The organism is Thalassobaculum sp. (assembly GCF_965223715.1).
Taxonomy (GTDB): domain Bacteria; phylum Pseudomonadota; class Alphaproteobacteria; order Thalassobaculales; family Thalassobaculaceae; genus Thalassobaculum.
Genome location: NZ_OZ245012.1, coordinates 540392 through 561958, shown reverse-complemented (window position 1 = coordinate 561958; position 21567 = coordinate 540392). Strand labels below are relative to the sequence as shown.

Genomic DNA, 21567 nt, shown 5'->3' with positions numbered 1-21567 from the left:
CGGCCATGCTCTCCCTCGCCCCGCTTGTCGCCCTGGCGGCGCCCCTATGCCTCGCTCTCGCCGCCATCCTCGCGGGGCGCGATCCGGGCGCGCGTCCGCCTAGGGCCTTGCGTGCCGCAACCGGCGGGGCCTGGGCGGCCTTGATCCTGGCCGCCATCGCCGCCGCCCTGCTCGCCCTGGCGGGGCCGATCTCCGGGCCGGCGCCATTCGGTGACCGGATCGGATCGCTCGTCCGTCTGGATGTCCTCAGCACCGTCATGCTGCTGCTGGTCACCTTCCTCGGCGTCGTCATCGTCCGGTTCAGCCGCAACTACCTGGATGGGGACCCGAATCAGGGGGCGTTCGTCTCCGGCCTCTGCCTGACCCTGGCCGCGGTCACGACCCTGGTCGTCGCCGGCAGCCTGCTTCTGCTGGTGCCCGCCTGGATCGCCACCAGCCTCGCCCTGCACCGGCTGCTGACCTTCTATCCCACGCGCCGGCAGGCGATCGCCGCCGCCCACAAGAAGTTCCTGACCGCCCGGGTCGGCGATCTCTGCCTGATCGGCGCCGCGATCCTGCTGATCGTCAGCTTCGGCACGGCGGACATCGCGGCGATCCTGGACGGCGCGCGGGCCGGCGGCGGGGACGCCGCCGGGGGCGCGGTGACCATGGCCGGATACCTCATCGTGCTGGCCGCCGTGCTCAAGTCCGCCCAGTTCCCGGCCCATGGCTGGCTGCTGGAGGTCATGGAGACCCCCACGCCGGTTTCAGCCCTGCTCCATGCGGGCATCATCAATGCCGGCGGCTTCCTGGTCCTGCGCTTCGCCGATGTGATGGTCCTGGCGACCGGGGCCCTGCCGCTGCTCGCGGTGATCGGTGCGGCCACGGCGCTGATCGGCACCGCGGTCCTGGCCACCCAGTCCAGCGTCAAGGTCTCGCTGGCCTGGTCCACCGTCGCGCAGATGGGTTACATGCTGCTGCAATGCGGTCTCGGCGCGTTCCCGCTGGCGCTGCTGCACATCGTCGCCCATTCGCTCTACAAGGCGCACGCCTTCCTGTCGTCGGGCAGCGCGGTCGATCTGGCCCGCAGCCTCGGCCGGGAACAGCCGCAGCCCGGGCTCCCGGCGGCGGTCCTCGTGCCGTCGCTGCTCGGGGCCCTGGGCGTGGTCTACGGCCTCGCCGCCGCGTCGGGCCTGACCGCGTCGGTGCCCGCCGCCCAGCTCGCGCTCGCCGCCATTCTCGTCATGGCGCTGGTCGCCTTCCTGGTGCGCCCTGGCGCCAGCCCGGCGGCGGCGGCTGTCTTCGGGTGGATGGTGGGGATCGCCGCCGCCGGACTCGCCCTCTATCTCGGCCTTCACACGGCCGCCGGCTGGCTGACCGCGTCGACCTTCCCGCCGACGCCCCCCCTCGGCATCGGCGGCACCGTTCTGGCGGCTCTGGTCGTGCTGAGCTTCGGCGCCATGACGGTGCTGCAGATCTGCGGCCTGCCCGGGTCCGACGGGCCGAGGATGCGCCGGCTGCGCATCCATCTCGCCAACGGTTTCTATGCAAACGCCTGGTTCGACCGGCTGGTCGGCAGCTATCGGCTGCCTGGCGGCACGGCTCGCTGAAGGAGGATCGTCCCATGAACGTCCAAGCCAACCCGTCCGACATCGCCCATCTGACCGACCGGCAGGCGTCCGCCGACCGCGACCCGGTCGCCGCCGCCCGGACCGCGCTGCGCCGGATCGCGCCGCTGTGGCCGCTCGACCGGTTCGTCGCGGTGAACCCTTTCCTCGGCCTGGACGGCCTGGCGTTCGGGCAGGCCGCCGGCCGGATGGCCCAGGTCGCCGGCGCGCGGATGATCATGGACCGCACCTTCTTCGCCGACGCCGTGAAGAGCGGTCGGATCGAAGACCGTGACCTCGCCGACGCGCTCGTGGCCGCCCCGCCCGGCAACGGCTATCCGACTTCGGTCGAAGCGATCAAGGCCGCGCTGATCGGCCACACCGGCGAGTCGCCGGCGATCCGGCCGATCGCCACGGTGGCGGACATCGCCGCCGGGGCGACCGGGACCGACTGGTCGCGGATCGTGGTCCAGCAGATCTCCCAATGTGCCGCCGCCCATTTCGGCGGCACCGCCCCGGGCGGCAGCTTCTACGCTGCCTGGCGCGAGCTGGCCGCCACGGACATGACCGCCGAGATCCACGGACTGGCGGCCGCCCGTCGGCACGCCGCCCATCTGTCCGAGGATCCGGAGGAGATGGTGTGCGACGCCATGGTGCTGCTCGGGATCGAGCCCGCCGGGGTCGAACTCTACTGCCACCGGCTGCTCATGACCGTCTCCGGCTGGGCCGGATATGCGCGGCATCTGCTGTGGGAGGCGGAGCTGAAGGGCGCGGACAGCGACCACCTGTTCGAGCTGCTGGCCGCCCGGCTTGGCTGGGAGGTGATCCTGCGGGGCGCCCTGTTCGCCCATGTCGACGTGAGCGCTCAATGGGCCGGAACCCGCAAGATCTATGCCGAGGAGACCTCCGGCGGTCAGCCCGACGCCCTCGACCTGCTGCTACTCTCCGCCTATGAGCGGGCCTGGCAGCGGCGCTTCGCTGCGGCCCTGGGTGCCCCGAAGGTGACGGCCCCGGCGGCCGGCCGACGGCCGGCGGTCCAGGCCGCGTTCTGCATCGACGTGCGCTCGGAGGTGTTCCGGCGGGCGATCGAGAGCGCCTCCGGCGACATCGAGACCATCGGCTTCGCCGGCTTCTTCGGGCTGCCGATCGAGCATGTGCCGCTCGGCAGCGAGGAGGGCGTGCCCCATTGCCCGGTCCTGCTGAAGCCGGGTACGGCGATCCGGGAGACGGCGGCGAGCGTGCGGGAGAGTGCGGCGATCGCCCGCTCCCGGCAGATCCGGCAAGGGATCGCCCAGGCGCTCGGCCGGCTGCGGCGGACGGCCTCCGGCAGTTTTCCGTTCGTCGAACTGGCCGGACTGGGCTTCGCGGCGAAGCTGGTGACCGACGGCCTCGGCCTGACCCGGCCGGTCGCCGACACCCCGGCTCGGCGTCAGACGGTCCCGCAGCTCGACCCGCAGGTCGCCCATGGCCGCCGGACCGGGATCTCCGCGACCGAACGGGTGGCGATGGCGGAGGCGATCCTGAAGGGCATGTCCCTGACGAAGGGCTTCGCCCGGATCGTTCTGCTGGTCGGCCACGGCGCCTCGACGGTGAACAACCCGCATGCCCGCGGCCTCGACTGCGGCGCCTGCGGCGGCCAGAGCGGCGAGGTGAATGCCCGGCTGGCGGCGGCCCTGCTGAACGACCGGTCGGTTCAGAACGCGCTGGCCGCCCGGGGCATCCACATCCCGCAGGACACGGTCTTCATCGCCGGTCTGCACGACACGACGACCGACGCGGTCACCCTGTTCGACGGCGACGCGGAGGCGCCGGACCATCGCGCGGATCTCGCGCGGCTGAAGGACCACCTGTCCACGGCAGGCCGGGTCGCCCGGCTGGAGCGGGCGCCGGCCCTGAAGCCGGCCGACGGAGACGACGTCCATTCCAGCCTTCAGGCCCGCGCCCGGGACTGGAGCCAGGTGCGTCCGGAATGGGGCCTTGCCGGCTGCGTCGCCTTCGTCGCCGCGCCGCGGACCCGGACCGCCGGGATCGACCTGAAGGGACAGGTCTTCCTGCACAGCTACGACTGGCAGGCGGACCGGGAGTTCAAGGTTCTCGAGCTCATCATGACCGCGCCGATGATCGTCGCGAGCTGGATCAACCTCCAGTATTACGGCTCCAGCGTCGACAACCGGGTGTTCGGAAGCGGCAACAAGACGCTGCACGACGTGGTCGGCCGGATCGGGGTGCTGGAGGGCAACGGCGGAGACCTGCGGGTCGGACTACCGATGCAATCCGTGCATGACGGCGAGCGCCTGGTCCACGACCCGATGCGGCTCTCGGTCTATCTGGAGGCGCCGCAGAAGGCGATCGATCGGGTCATCGCCCGGCACGAAACGGTCCTGAACCTGGTGGATAACGGGTGGATCTCGCTGTTCTCGATCGATGAGAACGGCCGCGTGGCCCGGCGGTCGCCCGGCAAGGCACGTTGGGAGCCCGTGGCACCGTGAGACATCCAGGCCGTCTGGGGCGTTCGGGCTTCCACAGAGCAGTGTGCCTGCACTAAGCGCTCAGGGGCCGGTTGGAAGATTCCGAGACCGAGCTGCCGGCCCTTCTGGAGAGCGCTCTCAGTCACTCGGACCAGATCATGGACGAGAGCCGCACCGGCAGGGCGGCGAGGCCTGGACCCCGTCAGTCCCGGTAGTGGAACACCGGCATCACGTCCAAGACATCGAGCATCGGAGCGCCATCGGACTGTGCAGGTCCGTGGCCTTCGAGCAGCAGCGACGCATAGCCGTGCGCGAAGGCCCAGAGCATCGTCTCGGTCCGCAAGGCCTCCTCGCCCGGACCGCGCGCCGGGCCGGGACGGTCCCATTCCAGGCCGTCGGCGATACCGCGCAACACGCCATAGCTCTCGGAGCCGGCAGCGATGAGATCGGGATCGCCTAAGCCTTTCAGGCGCGGCGAAAACATCAGCTTGAACAGCGCCGGGTTTTCCCGGGCGAACCTTACATACCCTTCGGTCGCCGCCCGCAATCGATCCACTCTGTTCGAGTGAGCCTCCACCCCCTTGCGCATCTCGGTCGCGTGGCGGCGGAAGCCCTCCGCGGCAATCGCGGCAAGCAGACCCAGCAGGCCGTCGAAATGATTCTTCGGCGCCGTATGGCTGACCCCGACCCGCGCCGCAATGGCACGCAGCGTCAACGCCTCCAGCCCCTGCTCTTCGAGAAGCTCGAGCCCGGCCTGAATCAACGCCGGTTTCAGATCGCCGTGGTGATAATTTTTCTTCTTATTTTTCAATATGTTCCGACCTCCATATTTCCAATGTAAATTTTTCTCCTGGACTTTTCAAGCCGGCGGAGCAGTTATATTTCCAATGGAAATTTCCATAGGGGATATTTCATGCAGCCCGAGACAGTGTTCTCCCATGCCGGTACGGCCGCGATGGCCGGATGGCTCGTCCTGATCCTCGGGCCCCGCGGATACGGGTGGCTCAACGCAGTCCCGCGATGGGTGATCCCCGGCGGACTGTCGGCAGTCTACGCTCTGATCGTCCTGAGCCGGTTTGCCGAGGCAGAGGGAGGGTTCGGCAGCCTGGCGGACGTTGCCTCGCTGATGTCCAACGACTGGGCTCTCCTGGCCGGTTGGATCCATTATCTTGCCTTCGACCTGTTCATCGGTGCCGTGATGGCGCGCCGGATGGATCAGGTCGGGATCAGCCGCGTTGTCCAGGCTCCGATCCTCGGTGCCACGTTCATGCTGGGACCGATCGGCTTCCTGATCGCCGGCCTGACCGAACTCGGGCTTCGCAAAGCCGTCCTTCCCACCCAGAGGCTCACCGCGGAGGGATCGCTCCATGTCCGTGCCTGACCCGCAGATGGCCATCGTCGGCGGCTCTCCGTCGGCTCGGTATGAGACCCTCACCATCCTGTCGGCCATCCTGCTCGCGCTCGCGCTCGGGTGGTCCCTGGTCGACCCGCGGACGATCGACGGTGTGTCCATCTGGATGAAGCCGCTGAAGTTCTCGCTGAGTTTCGTGGTTGTGTTCGCCACGATCGCCCTGGTCGAGCGGCACCTGTCCGACGGCGTGCGCGGCGGCCGCACCATGGCGATCGTCGGCCACGCGATGGCGGCCGCCTTCCTCGCCGAGATGGCCTACATCTTCTACATGGCCGCCCGTGGCGAGCACTCCCACTTCAATCTGACCACACCGTTCCACGAGACGATGTACGCCCTGATGGGGGTCGGCGCGGTCACCTTGATCGCGGCTATCGCCGTGATCGGCTGGGTTGCGTCCCGCGATGCCGGGGCGCGCTTCGGCCCCGGTCTTCGCGAGGGCATCTGGCTCGGCTTCCTGACCACCTTCGGCCTCACCTTCCTGGTGGCCGGATATCTCAGCAGCTCGGGCGGCCCTTTTGTCGGATTGCATCCGCCGGGCGCTCCGGTCATCCCGCTGTTCGGCTGGTCAGGTGTGGCGGGAGACCTTCGCCCGGCTCACTTCGCCTCGATGCATGCCATGCAGGTCCTCCCGCTGCTGGGGTTGTGGCTCGATCGGCGGGGTTCCGGCAACGCAGTGGGCATCGTCCGTCTCGCGGCGATCGGATACGGTGTGGTCACCCTGTTGCTCTTCGCTCAGGCCCTGCTGGGCTTGCCCCTGATGCGCTTGGACTAACGTACGGGCGCGGCCGACCTGCCGCGCCCACAGAGGATGACGTCGACCGATCTGCAACTTCAGGTGCTGAGACGGCGGTATCGATATTGGCCTTCGATTCTCTTTCGGATACCTTCGATATCTCGAGAGTTATCTGGCAGATATGATGGTGTTCCTCAGCGAGAGACAGGCTGAGATCGTGGAACTGGCCAAACAGGATGGCCGGGTGCTGGTCGATGCGCTGTCGGAGCGTTTCGGCGTCACGCCCCAGACCATCCGCAAGGACCTGAACGATCTCTGCGACGCGAAGATCCTGCGGCGTATCCACGGCGGCGCCATCAATCCCTCCGGCACGGAGAACGTCGAATACGAGCAGCGGCGTCAGATCGCCGCCGACGAGAAGGCTGCGATCGGTCGCCGCGCGGCCAGCCTCGTGCCCGACGGCGCGTCCCTCTTCATCAATATCGGCACGACGACGGAAGCGGTCTCCGAGGCCCTGGTCAATCATCGAAACCTTATGGTGATCACCAACAATCTCAACGTTGCCAACAGACTGCGCCTGTTCCCGACGATCGACGTGGTGATCTCCGGAGGGATCGTCCGCCAGGCGGATGGCGGCATCGTCGGCGAGGCGGCCGTCGATTTCATCCGCCAGTTCAAAGTCGACTACGCGATCATCGGGGCATCGGCTATCGACAATGACGGCGCGCTGCTGGACTACGATTTTCGGGAAGTGAAAGTCGCCCAGGCGATCATACAGAACGCCCGCAACGTGATCCTGGTCGCCGATTCCACGAAGTTCAAGAACTCCGCGCCGGTCCGCATCGCCCATGTGTCCCAGGTGGACAGCGTGGTCACGGACGCCAGAGTGCCGCGCGATTTCCAACTGCTGTGCCGCGAGAACGACGTCGAGGTCATTCAGGTCACGGTGTAGCCGAGCGCCCGAGATCGCCCAACGCGTTTTCGATTGTCCTTCATATCGTTTTCACGTAGCGTCAAAAGTGAAAATAGCGAGGATCCAACGTCAGGGTCCCGATTTCACGGGTGGAGACGCATTTGGCAGGGCGGCTCGTCGATATTGCCATCATCGGTGGTGGCGTTAACGGCTGCGGGATCGCGCGGGACGCCGCCGGCAGGGGGCTGAGCGTCTTCCTCTGCGAGATGGGCGATCTCGCGCAGGGCACCTCCTCTTCCTCCACGAAGCTCTATCACGGCGGTCTGCGGTATCTGGAGTATCTCGAGTTCCGGCTGGTGCGCGAAGCCCTGGAGGAACGCGAGGTTCTGCTGAAGGCGATGCCGCACATCGCCTGGCCGATGCGCTTCGTGCTGCCGCATCACAGCGGACTTCGGCCGGCCTGGATGCTCCGGCTCGGGCTGTTCATTTACGATCATCTCGGGCGGCACCGGAGCCTGCCCGGCACGCGCAAGCTCGATCTTCATACGAACCCGGTCGGTGCCGCGCTCAAACCCTCCTTCTCCATCGGTTTCGAGTATTCCGACGGCTGGGTTCAGGATTCCCGCCTGGTCGTCCTGAACGCCCGCGACGCAGCGCTGCAGGGCGCCTCGATCAACGTCCGCTCCCGGTGCATCTTGGCCGAACAGACCGACGGTGTCTGGCGCCTTGAGGTGCAGGATGCCGATACCGGCGCGACACAGTCCGTGCAGGCACGCGCCCTGGTGAATGCCGGCGGCCCTTGGGTCAGCGACATCATCGGCAATTGCGTGCGGCTCAACACCAAGGACCGCATCCGGCTCGTCCGCGGCAGCCACATCGTCGTGCGCAAACGCTTCGAGCACGACCGGGCCTATATCTTCCAGAATGCCGACGGCCGCGTGATCTTCGCGATCCCCTACGAGGACGACTTCACCCTGATCGGCACGACCGACCGAGACCATGTGGGGTCGCCCTCGGACGCGGTCTGCACGCCGGAGGAGACGGAGTACCTCTGCACCGCCGTCTCCGAGTATCTCCTCGACCCGGTCACACCCGCGGATGTGGTCTGGACCTATTCGGGCGTGCGGCCGCTCTACGACGATGGTGCCAAGTCCGCGACGGCGGCGACCCGCGACTATGTTCTCAAGGTCGAGCAGCCGTCCGGTGCGGCGCCCCTGCTCAATATCTTCGGCGGCAAGATCACCACCTATCGCCGGCTGGCTGAAGCCGCGCTGGACAAGCTGCAGCCGTTCTTTCCGCAGATGGGGGGATCCTGGACCGCCTCCGCATCCCTGCCCGGGGGCGACTTCCCCCTTGGCGGGGCCGGCGACCTGAGCACACGCCTGCGCGAGCGATACTCCTTCCTCGACATGCCCTGGGCCAATCGGCTGGTCCGGACCTACGGCACCGACGCCTTCACCCTGCTCGGTGACGCCTCCGATGCCGGCGATCTCGGCCGCGATTTCGGCGCGACGCTGACCGAGGCGGAAGTCGTCTGGCTACGGGAGCAGGAATGGGCGCGGTGTGTCGAGGACGTCCTGTGGCGACGCACCAAGCTCGGCCTGCGGATGACCTCCGATCAGGTCCAGGCCCTGGACGACTGGATGCGCACGTCACCGGCCCGGGAAAAAGCACAGGAAAGCCGGCGCGCGCACGGATCGCGGTGATGAAAAGTACGGGAAGGCCGATCGCATGTCTCTGAAGCTGGAAGCGGTCTCGAAATCAGTGGGCTTGGAGGTCCACATTCATCCGACCACGCTCGAATTCGCGTCCGGGTCGATGAATGTTCTCCTGGGCCCCACGCTGTCCGGCAAGACCACCCTGATGCGCCTGATGGCGGGCCTCGATCAGCCGACCGGGGGACGGATCTTCTGGCAGGATCGGGACGTCACGGGTATCCGCGTCCAGGACCGCCAGGTCGCGATGGTCTACCAGCAGTTCATCAACTACCCGTCCATGACGGTCTACGAGAACATCGCCTCGCCGCTGCGGCTGCGGGGCCTGAGTGCCGGCGAGATCGATGCCAAGGTGCGTGCCGCCGCCGCCATGATGAAGCTGAACGAGCAGCAGCTTGGCCGACGGCCGCTCGAACTGTCCGGCGGCCAGCAGCAGCGCTGCGCCCTGGCCCGGGCTCTGGTCAAGGACGCAGGTCTGGTCCTGCTCGACGAGCCGCTGGCCAACCTGGACTACAAACTGCGCGAGGAGCTGCGGGCCGAGATCCCGCGGATCTTCGAGGAATCCGGCGCGATCTTCGTCTACGCGACGACGGAACCGCACGAGGCGCTGCTCCTCGGTGGCAACACCGCCTGCCTGTGGGAAGGCCGGGTCACCCAGTTCGGTCCTACCCCCTCGGTCTATCGCCGGCCGACGGACGCGACCACGGCGCGCGTCTTCTCCGATCCGCCGATGAACTTCGTCTCCCTGTCCAAGAGCGGCGGCGATCTGATCATCGAGGACCGGCGCCTCTCCACAGATTTCCCGTCGCTCCAGGCCCTGGCCGACGGCCCCTATCTCGCCGGGTTCCGCGCCAACCACCTCAAGATCGCCAAGACCTCGGATCGGGAACTCGCCTTCGACTGCCAGGTCGCCGGTACCGAGATCGCCGGCTCGGAGAGCTTCGTGCATGTGGACCATGGCGGGGAGCGCTGGGTCGCCCTGGTCCATGGCGTCCACGACTTGCCCCATCACGCGGACCGCACGGTCTATGTCGATCCGGCCCATGTCTATGTCTTCGCTCCCGACGGGAGCCTCGCCGCCGCCGCGGCCTATGCAGAGGCGGGGTGACGACGCGTCATGGCCAGGATCACGCTCTCCAATCTCGCCCATTCCTACGCCGGCAACCCGAAGGACCGGGACGACTACCAGCTCAAGCCGACGATCGACCACGTCTGGCAGGACGGCGAGGCCTATGCCCTGCTGGGCCCGTCCGGCTGCGGCAAGACCACGCTGCTCAACATCATCTCGGGGCTCCTCGTGCCGTCCCAGGGCCGCATCCTGTTCGACGACACGGACGTCACCGGCCTCTCCACCGCCGCCCGCAACGTGGCGCAGGTGTTCCAGTTCCCGGTCGTGTACGACACCATGACCGTCTACGAGAACCTCGCCTTTCCGCTGCGCAACCGCGGCGGAAAGGCGGACTACGTCGATCGCCGGGTCAAGGCGATCGCCGAGATGATCGGCCTGACCGCGGACCTCGGCCGCCGGGCCCAGGGGCTCACTGCCGACGCCAAGCAGAAGATCTCGCTCGGCCGCGGCATGGTCCGCGAAGACGTCTCGGCGATCCTGTTCGACGAGCCACTGACGGTGATCGACCCGCACATGAAGTGGGAGCTGCGCACCGAGCTCAAGAACCTACATCGCGAGTTCGGGCACACGATGATCTACGTCACCCACGATCAGACCGAGGCGCTGACCTTTGCCGACAAGGTCGTGGTCATGCTCGACGGCGAGGTGGTCCAGCTCGGCACACCCGTCGACCTGTTCGAGCGGCCGGAACACACCTTTGTCGGTTTTTTCATCGGCTCCCCCGGCATGAACGTCCTGCCGGCCAGTGTCGAAGGCGACACGGCCTATGTCGGCGGACACGGCGTGCCGCTCCGCCGCGACCTCGGCCATCCCGGCACCGAGGGCGTGGAGATCGGGATCCGCCCCGAATTCGTCCGTCTCTCCGACGGCCAAGAAGGGCTGCCGGTCCGGGTGACCCGGGTGGAGGACGTCGGCCGCCACCTGGTGGTGCGCACCGATTTCGACGGCAGGGAGGTCAACGTGATCGCCCCGGAAGGCACCAGCATCTCCGACCGGCACAACCGGCTCCTCTTCGAGCCCGGCGCGGTGCACGTCTACTCGAACGGCTGGATCGTCGGAACCAAGGGACAGTCCGCCAGCGGGGGAGGCAAGGCATGAACAAGACGCTCAACCAGCGCGCCTGGTGGATGGTCCTGCCGGTCCTGATCCTGGTGGCGATGAATGCGGTCATCCCGCTGATGACGGTGGTCAACTTCTCGGTGCAGGAAGAGTTCTACGGCGAGTTCTCCTTCGTCGGCCTGCAATGGTTCGCCGATACGCTGACCGACGAGCGCTTCCAAAACGCGCTGATGCGCCAGCTCGGCTTCACCTTCACGATCCTGGCGATCGAGATTCCGCTGGGCATCGCCATCGCGCTGACCATCCCGCGGTCCGGCGTGTGGGCCTCCGTCTGCCTCGTGCTGATGGCCCTGCCGCTGCTGATCCCCTGGAACGTGGTCGGTGCGATGTGGAACATCTACGCGCTGCCGGATATCGGCTTCCTCGGTTACATGCTCAACGCGGGCGCCGGCCTGTTCGGCCACGACCCGGCGAGCGGGCCCTGGTTCGACTACACTCAGGAACCGGTGGCCGCCTGGTTCACCGTCATCCTGATGGATGTCTGGCACTGGACGTCCCTGGTGGTGCTGCTGGCCTATGCCGGGCTGCAGTCGATCGACAACGCCTACTATCAGGCGGCCCGGATCGACGGCGCCTCGTCCTGGGCGGTGTTCCGCTACATTCAGCTTCCGAAGATGAAGCACACGCTCACCATCGCGGTGCTGCTGCGCTTCATGGACAGCTTCATGATCTACACCGAACCGTCGGTCCTGACCGGCGGCGGCCCGGGGAACTCGACCACCTTCCTGTCCATCGACCTGGTGAAAATCGCCCTCGGGCAGCAGGACCTCGGCAACGCGGCCGCCATGAGCATCATCTACTTCCTGATGATCCTCCTGGTGAGCTGGCTGTTCTACACGCTGACCATGCAGGGAGGTAAGCGATGAGCAAGCGCTGGATCGTTCCGACCCTCTACATCCTCTTCCTCATGCTGCCGATCTACTGGCTGCTGAACATGTCGTTCAAGACGACCAACGAGATCCTCGGCGGCTTCTCGATGTTTCCGCAGGAATTCACGGTCGAGAGCTACGTCAAGATCTTCACCGATCCGACCTGGTATTCCGGCTATATCAACTCGATCATCTATGTCGTCATCAACATGGTGATCTCGGTCGCCGTGGCGTTGCCGGCGGCCTATGCCTTCTCGCGGTACCGCTTCCTCGGCGACAAGCACCTGTTCTTCTGGCTCCTGACCAACCGCATGGCGCCGCCCGCGGTGTTCGCCCTGCCCTTCCTGCAGCTCTATTCGACCATGGGACTGCTGGACACGACCCTGGCGGTCGCGCTGGCCCACTGCCTGTTCAACATCCCGCTCGCGGTCTGGATCCTGGAAGGGTTCATGTCGGGGGTGCCGAAGGAGATCGACGAGACCGCCTATATCGACGGCTACTCCTTCCCGAAATTCTTCGTGAAGATCTTCATGCCGCTGATCGCCTCGGGGATCGGCGTGACCGCGTTCTTCTGCTTCATGTTCTCCTGGGTGGAGATGCTGCTGGCGAAGACGCTCACCACCGTCCAGGCCAAGCCCATCGCCGCGGTGATGACCAAGACGGCGTCGACCTCCGGATACGAGCTCGGACTGCTGGCCGCGGCCGGCGTGCTGACCATCATCCCGGGCGCCATCGTCATCTACTTCGTGCGCAACTACATCGCGAAGGGTTTCGCGATGGGGAGGGTCTGACCATGCGGTGGATCCTTCCAGCACTCCTGGCCTGCGTGGTGCCGAGCGTTGCGGTCGCCCAGAACACCGACCCGACCGGTGTCTCCTTCCTGGGATGGATGGCCTGGACCTGGCAGACGGCCCTGTTCTTCGCCTGCATCGCCGCCGTCCTGCTGATCATGACGGGCTGGGAGATCGCGCGGCCGGGCGGCGATCCGCGCGAACCCGGCATTCTCGGCATCAACACGACCCGCGGCGACCGGCTGTTCATCTCGCTGCTGAGCGCCGCCTACATCCATCTGGCCTGGCTAGCCCTGTTCACCGGCCCGCTCTGGTGGGCCTCGATCATTGCCCTGCTCTGGGCGGCGGCGGTGGCGAAATGGGTGTGAGGGCCCTGACGAAATCGGCTTCGGACGGGGATTTCCGGACGAAGACGTAAAGGCACGCGGCAAGCGTGCGGACCACCCCGGCTCCGGCCGGGACAAGGAATCTCATAGGAGGAAACCGATGAGAAAGTCACTGATAGCAGGTTTGGCTGCCAGCGGACTTCTTTGGGGAGGCCCGGCATCCGCCGACATGGCCGCCGCGGAGAAGTGGGTGGACGGCGAGTTCCAGCAATCCGCCCTGAGCCGGGCGGATCAGCTGAAGGAGATGGAGTGGTTCATCAAGGCCGCGGAGCCGTACCGGGGGATGGAGATCAACGTCCTCTCCGAGACGATCCCGACCCACACCTACGAGTCGGAAGTCCTGACCAAGGCGTTCGAGGAGATCACCGGCATCAAGGTCAACCACCAGCTCCTCGGCGAAGGCGAAGTGGTGCAGGCGGTCCAGACCCAGATGCAGACCCGCCGCAATCTCTATGACGGCTATATCAACGACTCCGACCTGATCGGCACCCATTCGCGCCTGCAGCTCGCCTACAACCTGTCGGATCAGATGGCCGGCGACTGGAAGGCGACCACCAACCCGATGCTCGATCTCGACGACTTCATGGGGATCAGCTTCACGACCGGACCGGACGGAAAGCTCTACCAGCTGCCGGACCAGCAGTTCGCCAACCTCTACTGGTTCCGCAAGGACTGGTTCGACCGCAAGGATCTGCAGGATCAGTTCAAGGAGCGCTACGGCTATGATCTCGGCGTGCCGGTGAACTGGTCCGCCTATGAGGACATCGCCGAGTTCTTCAGCGTGCACGTCAAGGAGATCGACGGTGTTCGGGTCTATGGCCACATGGACTACGGCAAGCGCGCGCCGGATCTCGGCTGGCGCATGACCGATGCCTGGCTGTCGATGGCCGGTGCGGGCTCGCCGGGCGAGCCGAACGGCGTGCCGATCGACGAGTGGGGCATCCGCATGGAGGCCGGATCCTGCAACCCGGCGGGCGCCAGCGTCAGCCGTGGCGGCGCCACCAACGGTCCGGCCGCGGTCTACGCGATCCGCAAATGGGACGAGTGGCTGCGCGCCTACGCCCCTCCGGGTGCGGCCAGCTACGACTTCTACCAGTCGCTCCCGGCCCTGAGCCAGGGCAACGTGGCCCAGCAGATCTTCTGGTACACCGCCTTCACCGCGTCGATGGTCGCCCCGAAATCCGAGGGCAACAACACCGTCGACGACAGCGGCGCGCCGCTCTGGCGGATGGCGCCGTCGCCGCACGGCCCGTACTGGCAGGAAGGCCAGAAGGTCGGCTACCAGGACGCCGGTTCCTGGACGTTCCTGAAGTCGACCCCGAGCGACCGGGCCCAGGCCGCCTGGCTCTATGCCCAGTTCGTGGTCTCCAAGACCGTGGACGTCCGCAAGAGCCATGTCGGGCTGACCTTCATCCGCGACAGCACGGTGCGGCACGACAGCTTCACCGAACGTGCGCCGAACCTCGGCGGTCTCGTCGAGTTCTACCGTTCGCCGGACCGGGTCCGCTGGTCGCCGACCGGGATCAACGTGCCCGACTATCCGAAGCTGGCCCAGCTCTGGTGGCAGCAGATCGGTGACGTCAACTCCGGCGCCTTCACCCCGCAGGAGGCCATGGACCGTCTCGCCGGCGAGATGGACACGATCATGGCCCGCATGCAGCGGGCGGATGAGCAGAGCAACGTTTATGGTGGCTGCGGCCCGCGCCTGAACGAGCCGAAGGATCCGTCGGAATGGCTGGGCAAGCCCGACGGTCCGAAGGCCAAGCTCGACAATGAGAAGCCGAAGGGCGAGACGATCGCGTACGAAGAGATCATCAAGCGCTGGCAGTAAGAACAGCTCCAGCGGCGAGACAGGCGCCGGGGCCCTCGGGCTCCGGCGCTTTTCTTTTGCGCGACCGGAGCGGCCGTTCATCAAGCGAGACCGCTCTCCCCCTTGCGGACCCCGGGACCGACGCCCTATGCACGGCATCGATCCCTTCCTTACCCCGCCCCGCGACCGCGGCTGTGATCGAGACGGACGCCCCCACCGGCTGAATAGGCATCAAGTTGAGTATACTGCGCGCGCTGGGGCCGGTTGTGGCCCGCCCATCCTCCGTTGAAGCCATACGGGCGGGCTTTGGGGCACTGCTGGGCCTGGGATTGGTCGGGCAGTTTCTCCTGTCTCCGACCGTCGACTTGGCAGCCGGGCTCTATCTCGTGGCGCCGCTCGGCGCGACATCTGTACTGCTTTTCGCCGTTCCAAACAGTCCGCTCGCCCAGCCCTGGTCCGCGATCGTCGGAAATACCGTGGCCGCCTTGGTCGCCGTTTCCGTCTGCATGGTCGTCGGCGATCCGGTGGCGCGCATAGCGCTTTCCGTGGGTCTCGCGATCGCCGCCACCATCGCCTGTCGCGCGATCCATCCGCCCGCGGGTGCGGTCGCCATGACCGCGGCCATGAGCCCGGAGGCTCTGGACCACCTGGGCTACTGGTTCGCCCTCGCTCCGATTGCGACCGGCACGATTGCCCTGGTGCTGATCGCCGCCGCCTACGCAAGGATCACGGGCCGCCGCTACCCGTTCCGACAGTTCGAGGCTCCAAGTACAGGCGAGCCTCGCGATCCCGAACCCGCGGAGCGCCTGGGCCTGTCCGAACGGGAGCTGACCGGGATCCTGGAGCGCTATCGACAGTCGTTCAATCTCGGGGTCAGGGATCTCGCCCGTCTGATCGGTGCTGCGGAGGCTCAGGCCGCGACCCACCATACCGGCCCGCTGACGGCCGCGGACATCATGTCGACCAATCTGACCACCGTTGGTCTGGAGACCCCCTTGGGCGAGGTGGCCGACCTGTTCAAACGGCACCGCTTCACCTCTCTGCCCGTCATCGATCCCGACAGCCGGTACCTGGGCGTGATCTTTCAGTTGCATCTGATCAGCCGTGCCAGAGACGACGCCTTGCGTCTCGATCGCGGCTTTGCACCGGCCCTGCGGAGGCTGATTGACCGTGCGCGCGGCACACCGGTCCTGGCAGGAGACATCATGAGCGTCACGGTTCCCCGGGCCGTGGCCACGACCCCGCTCAGCGTCCTGATGACCATGATGGGCGACCGGGACGTGGATGCCGTCCCCGTGCTGGAATACGGAAGACTCATCGGGATCGTGACCCGTACCGACCTCATCGCGGCCATGGCGCGCAGCATCGCCCGAACGCCCTCCGGCTGACGCGTGGCATTCCTCCCGCGACCGATTGCCTTGAAGAATTCGGGTCTTGGCCCGGACAATGCCAGGGCCTCTACTTCGAGCGGACGCAGCGCGCCGTGACACCGCCCGGCCAGCGCCCGAAACAACGACAAGAAAACGCGGTGGAGGAAATCGTCTTGGGGCAACCCGCGGAAAGCAGGCGCGGCTGGCTGCTGGCTCAGCCGGACTATCGACGCCTGTGGCTGGTCGGACTGGTGGTCTTCGTCGTCCGGTGGCTGGAGATGCTGGCCGTCGGGGTCTTCGCCTACCAGGCGACGGATTCGGCCTTCCTGGTCGTCATGCTGACCATGCTGCGGCTGCTGCCGATGGGTCTGTTCGGGGCCGTCCTGGGGGCCGTCGCCGAGCGGCTGGAGCGGCGCAGCGCGCTGATCTTCGTGGTGCTGGCGATGATGGCCAGTTCGCTCGCCATCGCGATCCTGGGCACGCTCGGCCTCCTGGAGGTCTGGCACCTGGCCGTCGCCAGCTTCGTGAACGGGCTGGGCTGGGCGACGGACAATCCGGTGCGGCGGATGATGATCGGCGACACCGTCGGCCCCGACCGGATGGGCCCGGCGATGTCCCTCGACGTCGGCACCAACAATGCCAGCCGAATGCTGGGGCCGACGGTGGGCGGACTGATCCTGGCGACGGCCGGGATCGCCGGGGTGTTCTGGCTGGGTGCCGCCCTGTACGCGGTGGCCCTGGTGGCGGCGCTGCGCATCCGGACCCGCAGCCGGACCGGCGTCACCGATACCGTGTCGGTGCTGCAGCGGGTCCGCGAGGGCCTGGCATGGGTCCGGCACGATCGCCGGATGACCGGTGTCCTGCTCGTGACCGTGATCTTCAACGTCTTCGGCTGGCCGTGCCTCAGCATGATCCCGGTGCTCGGCAAGGACCACCTGAACCTCGGACCTGAGGGCGTCGGGCTGTTGGCCGGGATCGACGGGGTCGGCGCCTTCCTCGGCGCCCTGACGATCGCCGCTTTCTCCAGCCCGCGCTGGTACAGACAGGTCTATGTCGGCGGCATCACCCTGTTCATGGCCGGCCTGATCGCATTCGCGACGATCCCCTCCGTGGCCCTGGCCGGCGGCGCGCTGCTGCTGGTGGGCATCGGCGGGGCCGGGTTCAGCGTCATGCAGGCCACCCTCGTCTACCTGCACGCCCCGGTCGAGATGCGCGCCCGCCTGCTCGGCCTGCTCTCCGTGTGCATCGGCATCGGACCGGTCGGCTTCTTCTACCTCGGCTTCCTCTCCGAGGTGGTCGGCGCGCAGACCGCGACCGTAGCGCTTGCAGCCCAGGGACTGGTGGCGATCCTGGTGGCGCGCCGCTGGTGGCGGGAGATCGGGCCGTGAGGAGCGCTCGAACAGGCCTGCCCAGCCTCGCTCGCAGGGTCTAGCCGAAAGCCGGGCCGTCCACCGGCAGGCCGCGATCGGCCTTGATCTCCTTGAGCACGAAGTTGCTCTCCATCGCCTTGATGCCTGGAAGCCGGCGCAGCACGGTCATGGAGAACTCGGCATAGGCATCGAGGTCGCGGCACATGACCCGAAGCAGGAAGTCGACGCCTCCACCGATGGAATGGCAGGAAACGACCTCGTCCAGCTCGACGATGGCCGCTTCGAAGGCACTCGCCTCCTCGTCCGAGTGGGTGTCGATCTGGATCGACACATAGACCTGCACCCCAAGACCCAGGCGGCGGTGATCCAGATCCGCCCGGTAGCGGGCGATCACCCCCTCCTCCTCGAGCCTGCGGGTTCGGCGCCAGCAGGCCGAGGTCGACAAGCCACAGCGCTCCGCGAGCTCGGCATTGGACAGCCGCCCATCGGCCTGCAGCACGCGCAGGATGTGCCTGTCCGCCGGATCCAGTGCGAGCGGCGCGTTGGTATGATTTGGCATGATCGACCGGATCATTTGTGAAGTTCGAACGTATCTACCGAATTCTTACCCGTAAGCGCCAAAATGAGAGAGCACATTCCGTACCTTGCAACCTAGCCTTCCCTTGTTTCAGGGGCCGGGCTTTAGCCGTCCCCTCCCCCCTGCCGCCCGGAGTGGCGCGGACCCGCTGGAGATCTGCCGACATGACCATGGAGCCGCTCAGAGGCGCCGGCGACCTGCGGGTCGCGGTGATCGTCGACCCCGACCTGCCCCTGGGGCTTCTGGCCAACACGATCGCCGCGATCTCCATCGGTCTCGGCGGATGCCACCCGGCGATGAGCGGGCTGCGGCTGGCGGACGCAAAAGGCGTGGCGATCCGCGCAAGCGCCGACCGCCCGACCCCCATCTTGCAGGCCGACGGCGACAGGCTTCGCAACCTTCTGGCCACGGCGGCAGCGCAGGAAAACGACCTCACCCTCGTCGCATTCCCCGCCTTCGCCGGCTCTCTGCATGAGTTCGCGGAGTACGAGCACGTGTTCCCGACGCGCACGCTCGCGGACGAGAAGATCGACGGCGTCGGCCTCGCCGGCCCGGCCAGGCTGATCCGGTCGCTGACCGGCTCGCTGAAGCTACTGCGCTGAGCGACCCCGGACTCCCTCTCAGATGCGTGGCATCGGCGTCGTGCTGAGCACCAAATTGCCGGCGCCGTGCAGGCCCTGATACAGAATCAGGAACTCGCGCAGAAAGGTGCGCCAGCTCAGATTGGCCTTCAGCGATTTATGGATTTTCTTCAGCGTCCGCTGGCCGTCGATCTCCCGCAGGATCGGTGCCGTCATCTCGGACCCGGGAAGACTGACGTGCCGGCTCTGCGGCCCCACATTGATGTCCATCTCATACGCGTTGTTCTGAACCCGTGGCGCGGCACCGTAGCTCAGGCCGACCAGGGTGGGGATCGCGCTGCCATCCTCGATGAGCCGCTCGGGGTTCGGGTGACGCCCGGGCTCGATCATGTAGTAGTTATGCATCGCGATATTGCCGCCCATCTTTTCCGCGAAGGCGCATCTCTCGATCCACGACAGAGACTTCACCTTGTTGCGTAGGCCTTCATCCCGCAGCAGCGTCATCGGGTTGTAGAAGATGGATGGGGCGAAGGCGGCGATTTTCAGCCCGGCACCCTCTGCGAGGTCCTGCAGTTCTTCGACCGTGAACGACCGGTCCGACGGGTTGAGGTACCGGTCGGCAATCTCGACGTCGGAAATCGTCGTGTTGTTTTCGAAGACCGGGTTGCGCTTGAGCTGGCTGGTCGCCGGCAGGCTTTCGATCAGGGCGCGCGCCATCGCGACACCGTCGGGGGACCGATGGGCGCCCACGGCCCGCAGCATCTCCTGCACCTGATAGACGCCGGAACGCCCCAGGGTTCCGTAGGCCATGACGCCGATCCCGCCGCCGGGCGCCACAAGCGACGACAGGACGCTCAGCACCGCGGCCTGATCGCCCACGTGATTGATCACCCCGCAGAAATCGATGTAGTCGAACTTGCCGGAGACCAGATCCGGCAGATCCTGGATACGCCCCAGGAGGAAGCGCGTATTCGGAATCATGGCCGCCGTCGCGCGGCGTTCCGCTATGGCCCGGGAGGCTTCCGACAGGTCGATATAGGTGATCTCCGCCGGGCAGTTCAGCGCCTTGAGCTGGCTTCCCAGCCCGACGACGGCATCGCCCGTCCCGCCCCCCGCGACCAGCATCCGAAACGGCTTCGAGAAGTCCCGTCTCCCCTCAAAAACATGGTGATTGATGAAGCGGATGTCTGAGGGCAACCCAACCTGGATCGGAAGCTTCTCGGGCTCGGCCGTCCGGAACGGGTAGGGATGCTGTTCATAGAACTCTTTGACCTTTGACTGATCGAATTCCATCGAAGCGTCACCATACAGCTGCTGTCTGCCGTTCGGATTCAGGCGCATGGCCAGCATATACCGATCCCGAATGTTTTGAGAGATCGCAGGTTTCCGGGTAGGGCCGAGCATGGGATCGTTCGACGCCCCTTTCGGCTCTACGTCTGCGCCAGACTCCAGTCGAACATGTCGCTGGCGACGATCGCCGGTTCTTCCCATTCCAGGAAATGCCCGCCCCGGTCGATCTCGGTCCAGCGCTGAACGTTATAGCTTCGTTCGGCCCAGGTGTGGCTCTTCTGCCGCGCTTCCAGGCGGCGCCGTTCGTTGCGGCACGACAGCTCACCTCGGTTCTTGCCGGCTGGTCCCGACCTCCTGTCGAGGTCTACGGGGTACTGCCCTCACGGAAGCTCATGCCGTCAGCGGTTCGCGAGTTCATGGCGATCGCATCCATCGGCATGAAGGCAATCAGTTAAACATCTAGTGCTGCGAACATCCGATATCGCGTGGGGCAGTCGGGCTTCGACCAACTGATAAACTTCTAAAACCAGAGCAATCACTGTCCATTTTATAGCAACTTAAGACTATATTTATATTTTGATAAGTTGCGGTTTTGGATTTTTGCAGTTTTGTTCAAAAAATAAAGTCTGGAACCGTTCAACAGCATCGATCCATAACGGTCGTCCAGAATGCTATGACCTGACCGCCGAAGCGCCCATGGCGGTTCACCTGAACTATCGGACACGGTCCACAACTTGTTGGTAGAAGGAACAGGAAATGACCGCCGATATCCGCAAGATCTCCGTCTGGGTCGAAGAAACTCTCAAAGAATCCGGGCGCTCCATCAGCCCCGCCAGCCGAAAGGCTGTGGCCGTTGCGGTCATCGCCAACCCGTTCGCTGGGCGCTATGCGGACGATCTCTCCATCCTCATGGACATCGGCGAAGAGCTTGGCGGCCTTCTGGGCCGGCGCTGCGTCGAGGCCCTGGGGATCGACCCCGAGCGGGTGCAGAGCTACGGCAAGGCCGCCATGGTCGGAGAGGCGGGCGAGTTGGAGCATGCGGCAGCCATTCTCCACCCCAAGCTCGGCGCGCCGCTAAGGGCGGCTGTCGGCGGAGGGGCGGCATTGGTCCCCTCCTCGAAGAAGATGGGCGGTCCGGGTCAGGTCCTGGACGTGCCGCTAGGCCACAAAGATGCGGCCTATGTCCGCAGCCATTTCGATGCGATCGAGGTCCGGCTGAATGACTCCCCCCGTGCGGGCGAGATCCTGGTAGCCGTCGCTCTCACCGATGGCGGCCGACCTCTGGCCCGCGTCGGCGGGCTGACCCACGGCGAGGCCGAGGGAAAGGACGGGTTGCGCTAGGAGGGCCGATTCTTCGGTGGCGGCGGTCCGGGATGTCGACGGTCGGCATCCAGACCGCGCCATCGCCTGACGGTCCCGCCAAGCTGAAACCACGGAACTCTTCAACCT

Annotated in this window: 19 protein-coding genes; 16 read left to right on the top strand and 3 right to left on the bottom strand. The window is 66.3% G+C overall.

The window, feature by feature from the left end:
* Positions 1 to 5 precede the first annotated feature (5 nt).
* On the top strand, positions 6 to 1589 hold the full coding sequence (locus ACOQOP_RS02630; RefSeq protein WP_420564760.1) for an NADH-quinone oxidoreductase subunit L: 1584 nt from the start codon (positions 6 to 8) through the stop codon (positions 1587 to 1589).
* A gap of 14 nt (positions 1590 to 1603) precedes the next feature.
* Positions 1604 to 4075 (top strand): YbcC family protein, encoded by a 2472-nt coding sequence (locus ACOQOP_RS02625; protein ID WP_420564759.1) that lies wholly within the window; start codon positions 1604 to 1606, stop codon positions 4073 to 4075.
* A 181-nt stretch (positions 4076 to 4256) separates the two neighbouring features.
* Here ACOQOP_RS02625 and ACOQOP_RS02620 read toward each other — a convergent pair whose 3' ends face one another.
* Positions 4257 to 4865, bottom strand: coding sequence for a TetR-like C-terminal domain-containing protein (locus ACOQOP_RS02620; RefSeq protein WP_420564758.1), 609 nt, complete (start codon positions 4863 to 4865; stop codon positions 4257 to 4259).
* Between the two features lie 102 nt (positions 4866 to 4967).
* Here ACOQOP_RS02620 and ACOQOP_RS02615 point away from each other — a divergent pair, with 102 nt between their 5' ends.
* The 12 genes from ACOQOP_RS02615 (at position 4968) to ACOQOP_RS02560 (ending at position 17688) form a co-directional block, all read left to right on the top strand.
* Positions 4968 to 5435, top strand: a complete 468-nt coding sequence (locus ACOQOP_RS02615; protein WP_420564757.1) for an ABA4-like family protein — start codon at positions 4968 to 4970, stop codon at positions 5433 to 5435.
* Positions 5422 to 6237 (top strand): hypothetical protein, encoded by an 816-nt coding sequence (locus ACOQOP_RS02610; RefSeq protein ID WP_420564756.1) that lies wholly within the window; start codon positions 5422 to 5424, stop codon positions 6235 to 6237. The genes ACOQOP_RS02615 and ACOQOP_RS02610 overlap by 14 nt, the downstream gene beginning before the upstream one ends.
* 148 nt (positions 6238 to 6385) lie before the next feature.
* Positions 6386 to 7150 carry a DeoR/GlpR family DNA-binding transcription regulator gene (locus tag ACOQOP_RS02605; RefSeq protein ID WP_420566510.1) on the top strand — a complete coding sequence of 255 codons (765 nt, stop codon included), beginning with the start codon at positions 6386 to 6388 and terminating at the stop codon, positions 7148 to 7150.
* Positions 7151 to 7272: 122 nt separating this feature from the next.
* Complete coding sequence (gene glpD, locus ACOQOP_RS02600) at positions 7273 to 8817, top strand: glycerol-3-phosphate dehydrogenase (RefSeq protein WP_420564755.1); 1545 nt, start codon at positions 7273 to 7275, stop codon at positions 8815 to 8817.
* A 25-nt stretch (positions 8818 to 8842) separates the two neighbouring features.
* Positions 8843 to 9934, top strand: a complete 1092-nt coding sequence (locus ACOQOP_RS02595) for an ABC transporter ATP-binding protein (protein WP_420564754.1) — start codon at positions 8843 to 8845, stop codon at positions 9932 to 9934.
* A gap of 9 nt (positions 9935 to 9943) precedes the next feature.
* Entirely contained in the window at positions 9944 to 11053 is a 1110-nt protein-coding gene (locus tag ACOQOP_RS02590) for an ABC transporter ATP-binding protein (protein ID WP_420564753.1), read from the top strand.
* Positions 11050 to 11940 carry a carbohydrate ABC transporter permease gene (locus ACOQOP_RS02585; protein WP_420564752.1) on the top strand — a complete coding sequence of 297 codons (891 nt, stop codon included), beginning with the start codon at positions 11050 to 11052 and terminating at the stop codon, positions 11938 to 11940. Before ACOQOP_RS02590 ends, ACOQOP_RS02585 begins: the two co-directional genes overlap by 4 nt.
* Positions 11937 to 12734 carry a carbohydrate ABC transporter permease gene (locus ACOQOP_RS02580; RefSeq protein ID WP_322330322.1) on the top strand — a complete coding sequence of 266 codons (798 nt, stop codon included), beginning with the start codon at positions 11937 to 11939 and terminating at the stop codon, positions 12732 to 12734. Before ACOQOP_RS02585 ends, ACOQOP_RS02580 begins: the two co-directional genes overlap by 4 nt.
* A 2-nt stretch (positions 12735 to 12736) precedes the next feature.
* On the top strand, positions 12737 to 13102 hold the full coding sequence (locus ACOQOP_RS02575; RefSeq protein WP_420564751.1) for a DUF2160 domain-containing protein: 366 nt from the start codon (positions 12737 to 12739) through the stop codon (positions 13100 to 13102).
* A 118-nt stretch (positions 13103 to 13220) separates the two neighbouring features.
* Positions 13221 to 14951 carry an ABC transporter substrate-binding protein gene (locus ACOQOP_RS02570; RefSeq protein WP_420564750.1) on the top strand — a complete coding sequence of 577 codons (1731 nt, stop codon included), beginning with the start codon at positions 13221 to 13223 and terminating at the stop codon, positions 14949 to 14951.
* Positions 14952 to 15166: 215 nt separating this feature from the next.
* Positions 15167 to 16318 carry an HPP family protein gene (locus ACOQOP_RS02565; RefSeq protein WP_420564749.1) on the top strand — a complete coding sequence of 384 codons (1152 nt, stop codon included), beginning with the start codon at positions 15167 to 15169 and terminating at the stop codon, positions 16316 to 16318.
* A 155-nt stretch (positions 16319 to 16473) separates the two neighbouring features.
* Positions 16474 to 17688 carry an MFS transporter gene (locus ACOQOP_RS02560; protein ID WP_420564748.1) on the top strand — a complete coding sequence of 405 codons (1215 nt, stop codon included), beginning with the start codon at positions 16474 to 16476 and terminating at the stop codon, positions 17686 to 17688.
* A gap of 40 nt (positions 17689 to 17728) precedes the next feature.
* Here ACOQOP_RS02560 and ACOQOP_RS02555 read toward each other — a convergent pair whose 3' ends face one another.
* Positions 17729 to 18229: an Lrp/AsnC family transcriptional regulator gene (locus ACOQOP_RS02555; RefSeq protein WP_420564747.1), complete on the bottom strand. Its 501-nt coding sequence runs from the start codon at positions 18227 to 18229 to the stop codon at positions 17729 to 17731.
* 182 nt (positions 18230 to 18411) lie between these two features.
* On the opposite strand from ACOQOP_RS02555, the gene ACOQOP_RS02550 reads away from it, so the two are divergent.
* The gene (locus tag ACOQOP_RS02550) at positions 18412 to 18849 is read left to right on the top strand and encodes a DUF2000 domain-containing protein (RefSeq protein ID WP_420564746.1); all 438 of its coding nucleotides are present in this window, start codon (positions 18412 to 18414) and stop codon (positions 18847 to 18849) included.
* Positions 18850 to 18867: 18 nt separating this feature from the next.
* Here the strand turns inward: ACOQOP_RS02550 and ACOQOP_RS02545 are convergent, their stop codons facing one another.
* Complete coding sequence (locus tag ACOQOP_RS02545; RefSeq protein ID WP_420564745.1) at positions 18868 to 20178, bottom strand: class I SAM-dependent methyltransferase; 1311 nt, start codon at positions 20176 to 20178, stop codon at positions 18868 to 18870.
* Positions 20179 to 20874: 696 nt separating this feature from the next.
* On the opposite strand from ACOQOP_RS02545, the gene ACOQOP_RS02540 reads away from it, so the two are divergent.
* Positions 20875 to 21459, top strand: a complete 585-nt coding sequence (locus tag ACOQOP_RS02540) for an amino acid synthesis family protein (protein ID WP_420564744.1) — start codon at positions 20875 to 20877, stop codon at positions 21457 to 21459.
* The last annotated feature ends 108 nt before the right edge of the window (positions 21460 to 21567 follow it).

What these genes read in the sequence shown, in the direction of transcription:
- ACOQOP_RS02630 (WP_420564760.1), top strand. Translation starts at nt 6, where the DNA reads ATGCTCTCCCTCGCCCCGCTTGTCGCCCTGGCGGCGCCCCTATGCCTC.
- ACOQOP_RS02625 (WP_420564759.1), top strand. Translation starts at nt 1,604, where the DNA reads ATGAACGTCCAAGCCAACCCGTCCGACATCGCCCATCTGACCGACCGG.
- ACOQOP_RS02615 (WP_420564757.1), top strand. Translation starts at nt 4,968, where the DNA reads ATGCAGCCCGAGACAGTGTTCTCCCATGCCGGTACGGCCGCGATGGCC.
- ACOQOP_RS02610 (WP_420564756.1), top strand. Translation starts at nt 5,422, where the DNA reads ATGTCCGTGCCTGACCCGCAGATGGCCATCGTCGGCGGCTCTCCGTCG.
- ACOQOP_RS02595 (WP_420564754.1), top strand. Translation starts at nt 8,843, where the DNA reads ATGTCTCTGAAGCTGGAAGCGGTCTCGAAATCAGTGGGCTTGGAGGTC.
- ACOQOP_RS02590 (WP_420564753.1), top strand. Translation starts at nt 9,944, where the DNA reads ATGGCCAGGATCACGCTCTCCAATCTCGCCCATTCCTACGCCGGCAAC.
- ACOQOP_RS02585 (WP_420564752.1), top strand. Translation starts at nt 11,050, where the DNA reads ATGAACAAGACGCTCAACCAGCGCGCCTGGTGGATGGTCCTGCCGGTC.
- ACOQOP_RS02580 (WP_322330322.1), top strand. Translation starts at nt 11,937, where the DNA reads ATGAGCAAGCGCTGGATCGTTCCGACCCTCTACATCCTCTTCCTCATG.
- ACOQOP_RS02575 (WP_420564751.1), top strand. Translation starts at nt 12,737, where the DNA reads ATGCGGTGGATCCTTCCAGCACTCCTGGCCTGCGTGGTGCCGAGCGTT.
- ACOQOP_RS02570 (WP_420564750.1), top strand. Translation starts at nt 13,221, where the DNA reads ATGAGAAAGTCACTGATAGCAGGTTTGGCTGCCAGCGGACTTCTTTGG.
- ACOQOP_RS02555 (WP_420564747.1), bottom strand. Translation starts at nt 18,229, where the DNA reads ATGCCAAATCATACCAACGCGCCGCTCGCACTGGATCCGGCGGACAGG.
- ACOQOP_RS02550 (WP_420564746.1), top strand. Translation starts at nt 18,412, where the DNA reads ATGACCATGGAGCCGCTCAGAGGCGCCGGCGACCTGCGGGTCGCGGTG.
- ACOQOP_RS02545 (WP_420564745.1), bottom strand. Translation starts at nt 20,178, where the DNA reads ATGCTGGCCATGCGCCTGAATCCGAACGGCAGACAGCAGCTGTATGGT.
- ACOQOP_RS02540 (WP_420564744.1), top strand. Translation starts at nt 20,875, where the DNA reads ATGACCGCCGATATCCGCAAGATCTCCGTCTGGGTCGAAGAAACTCTC.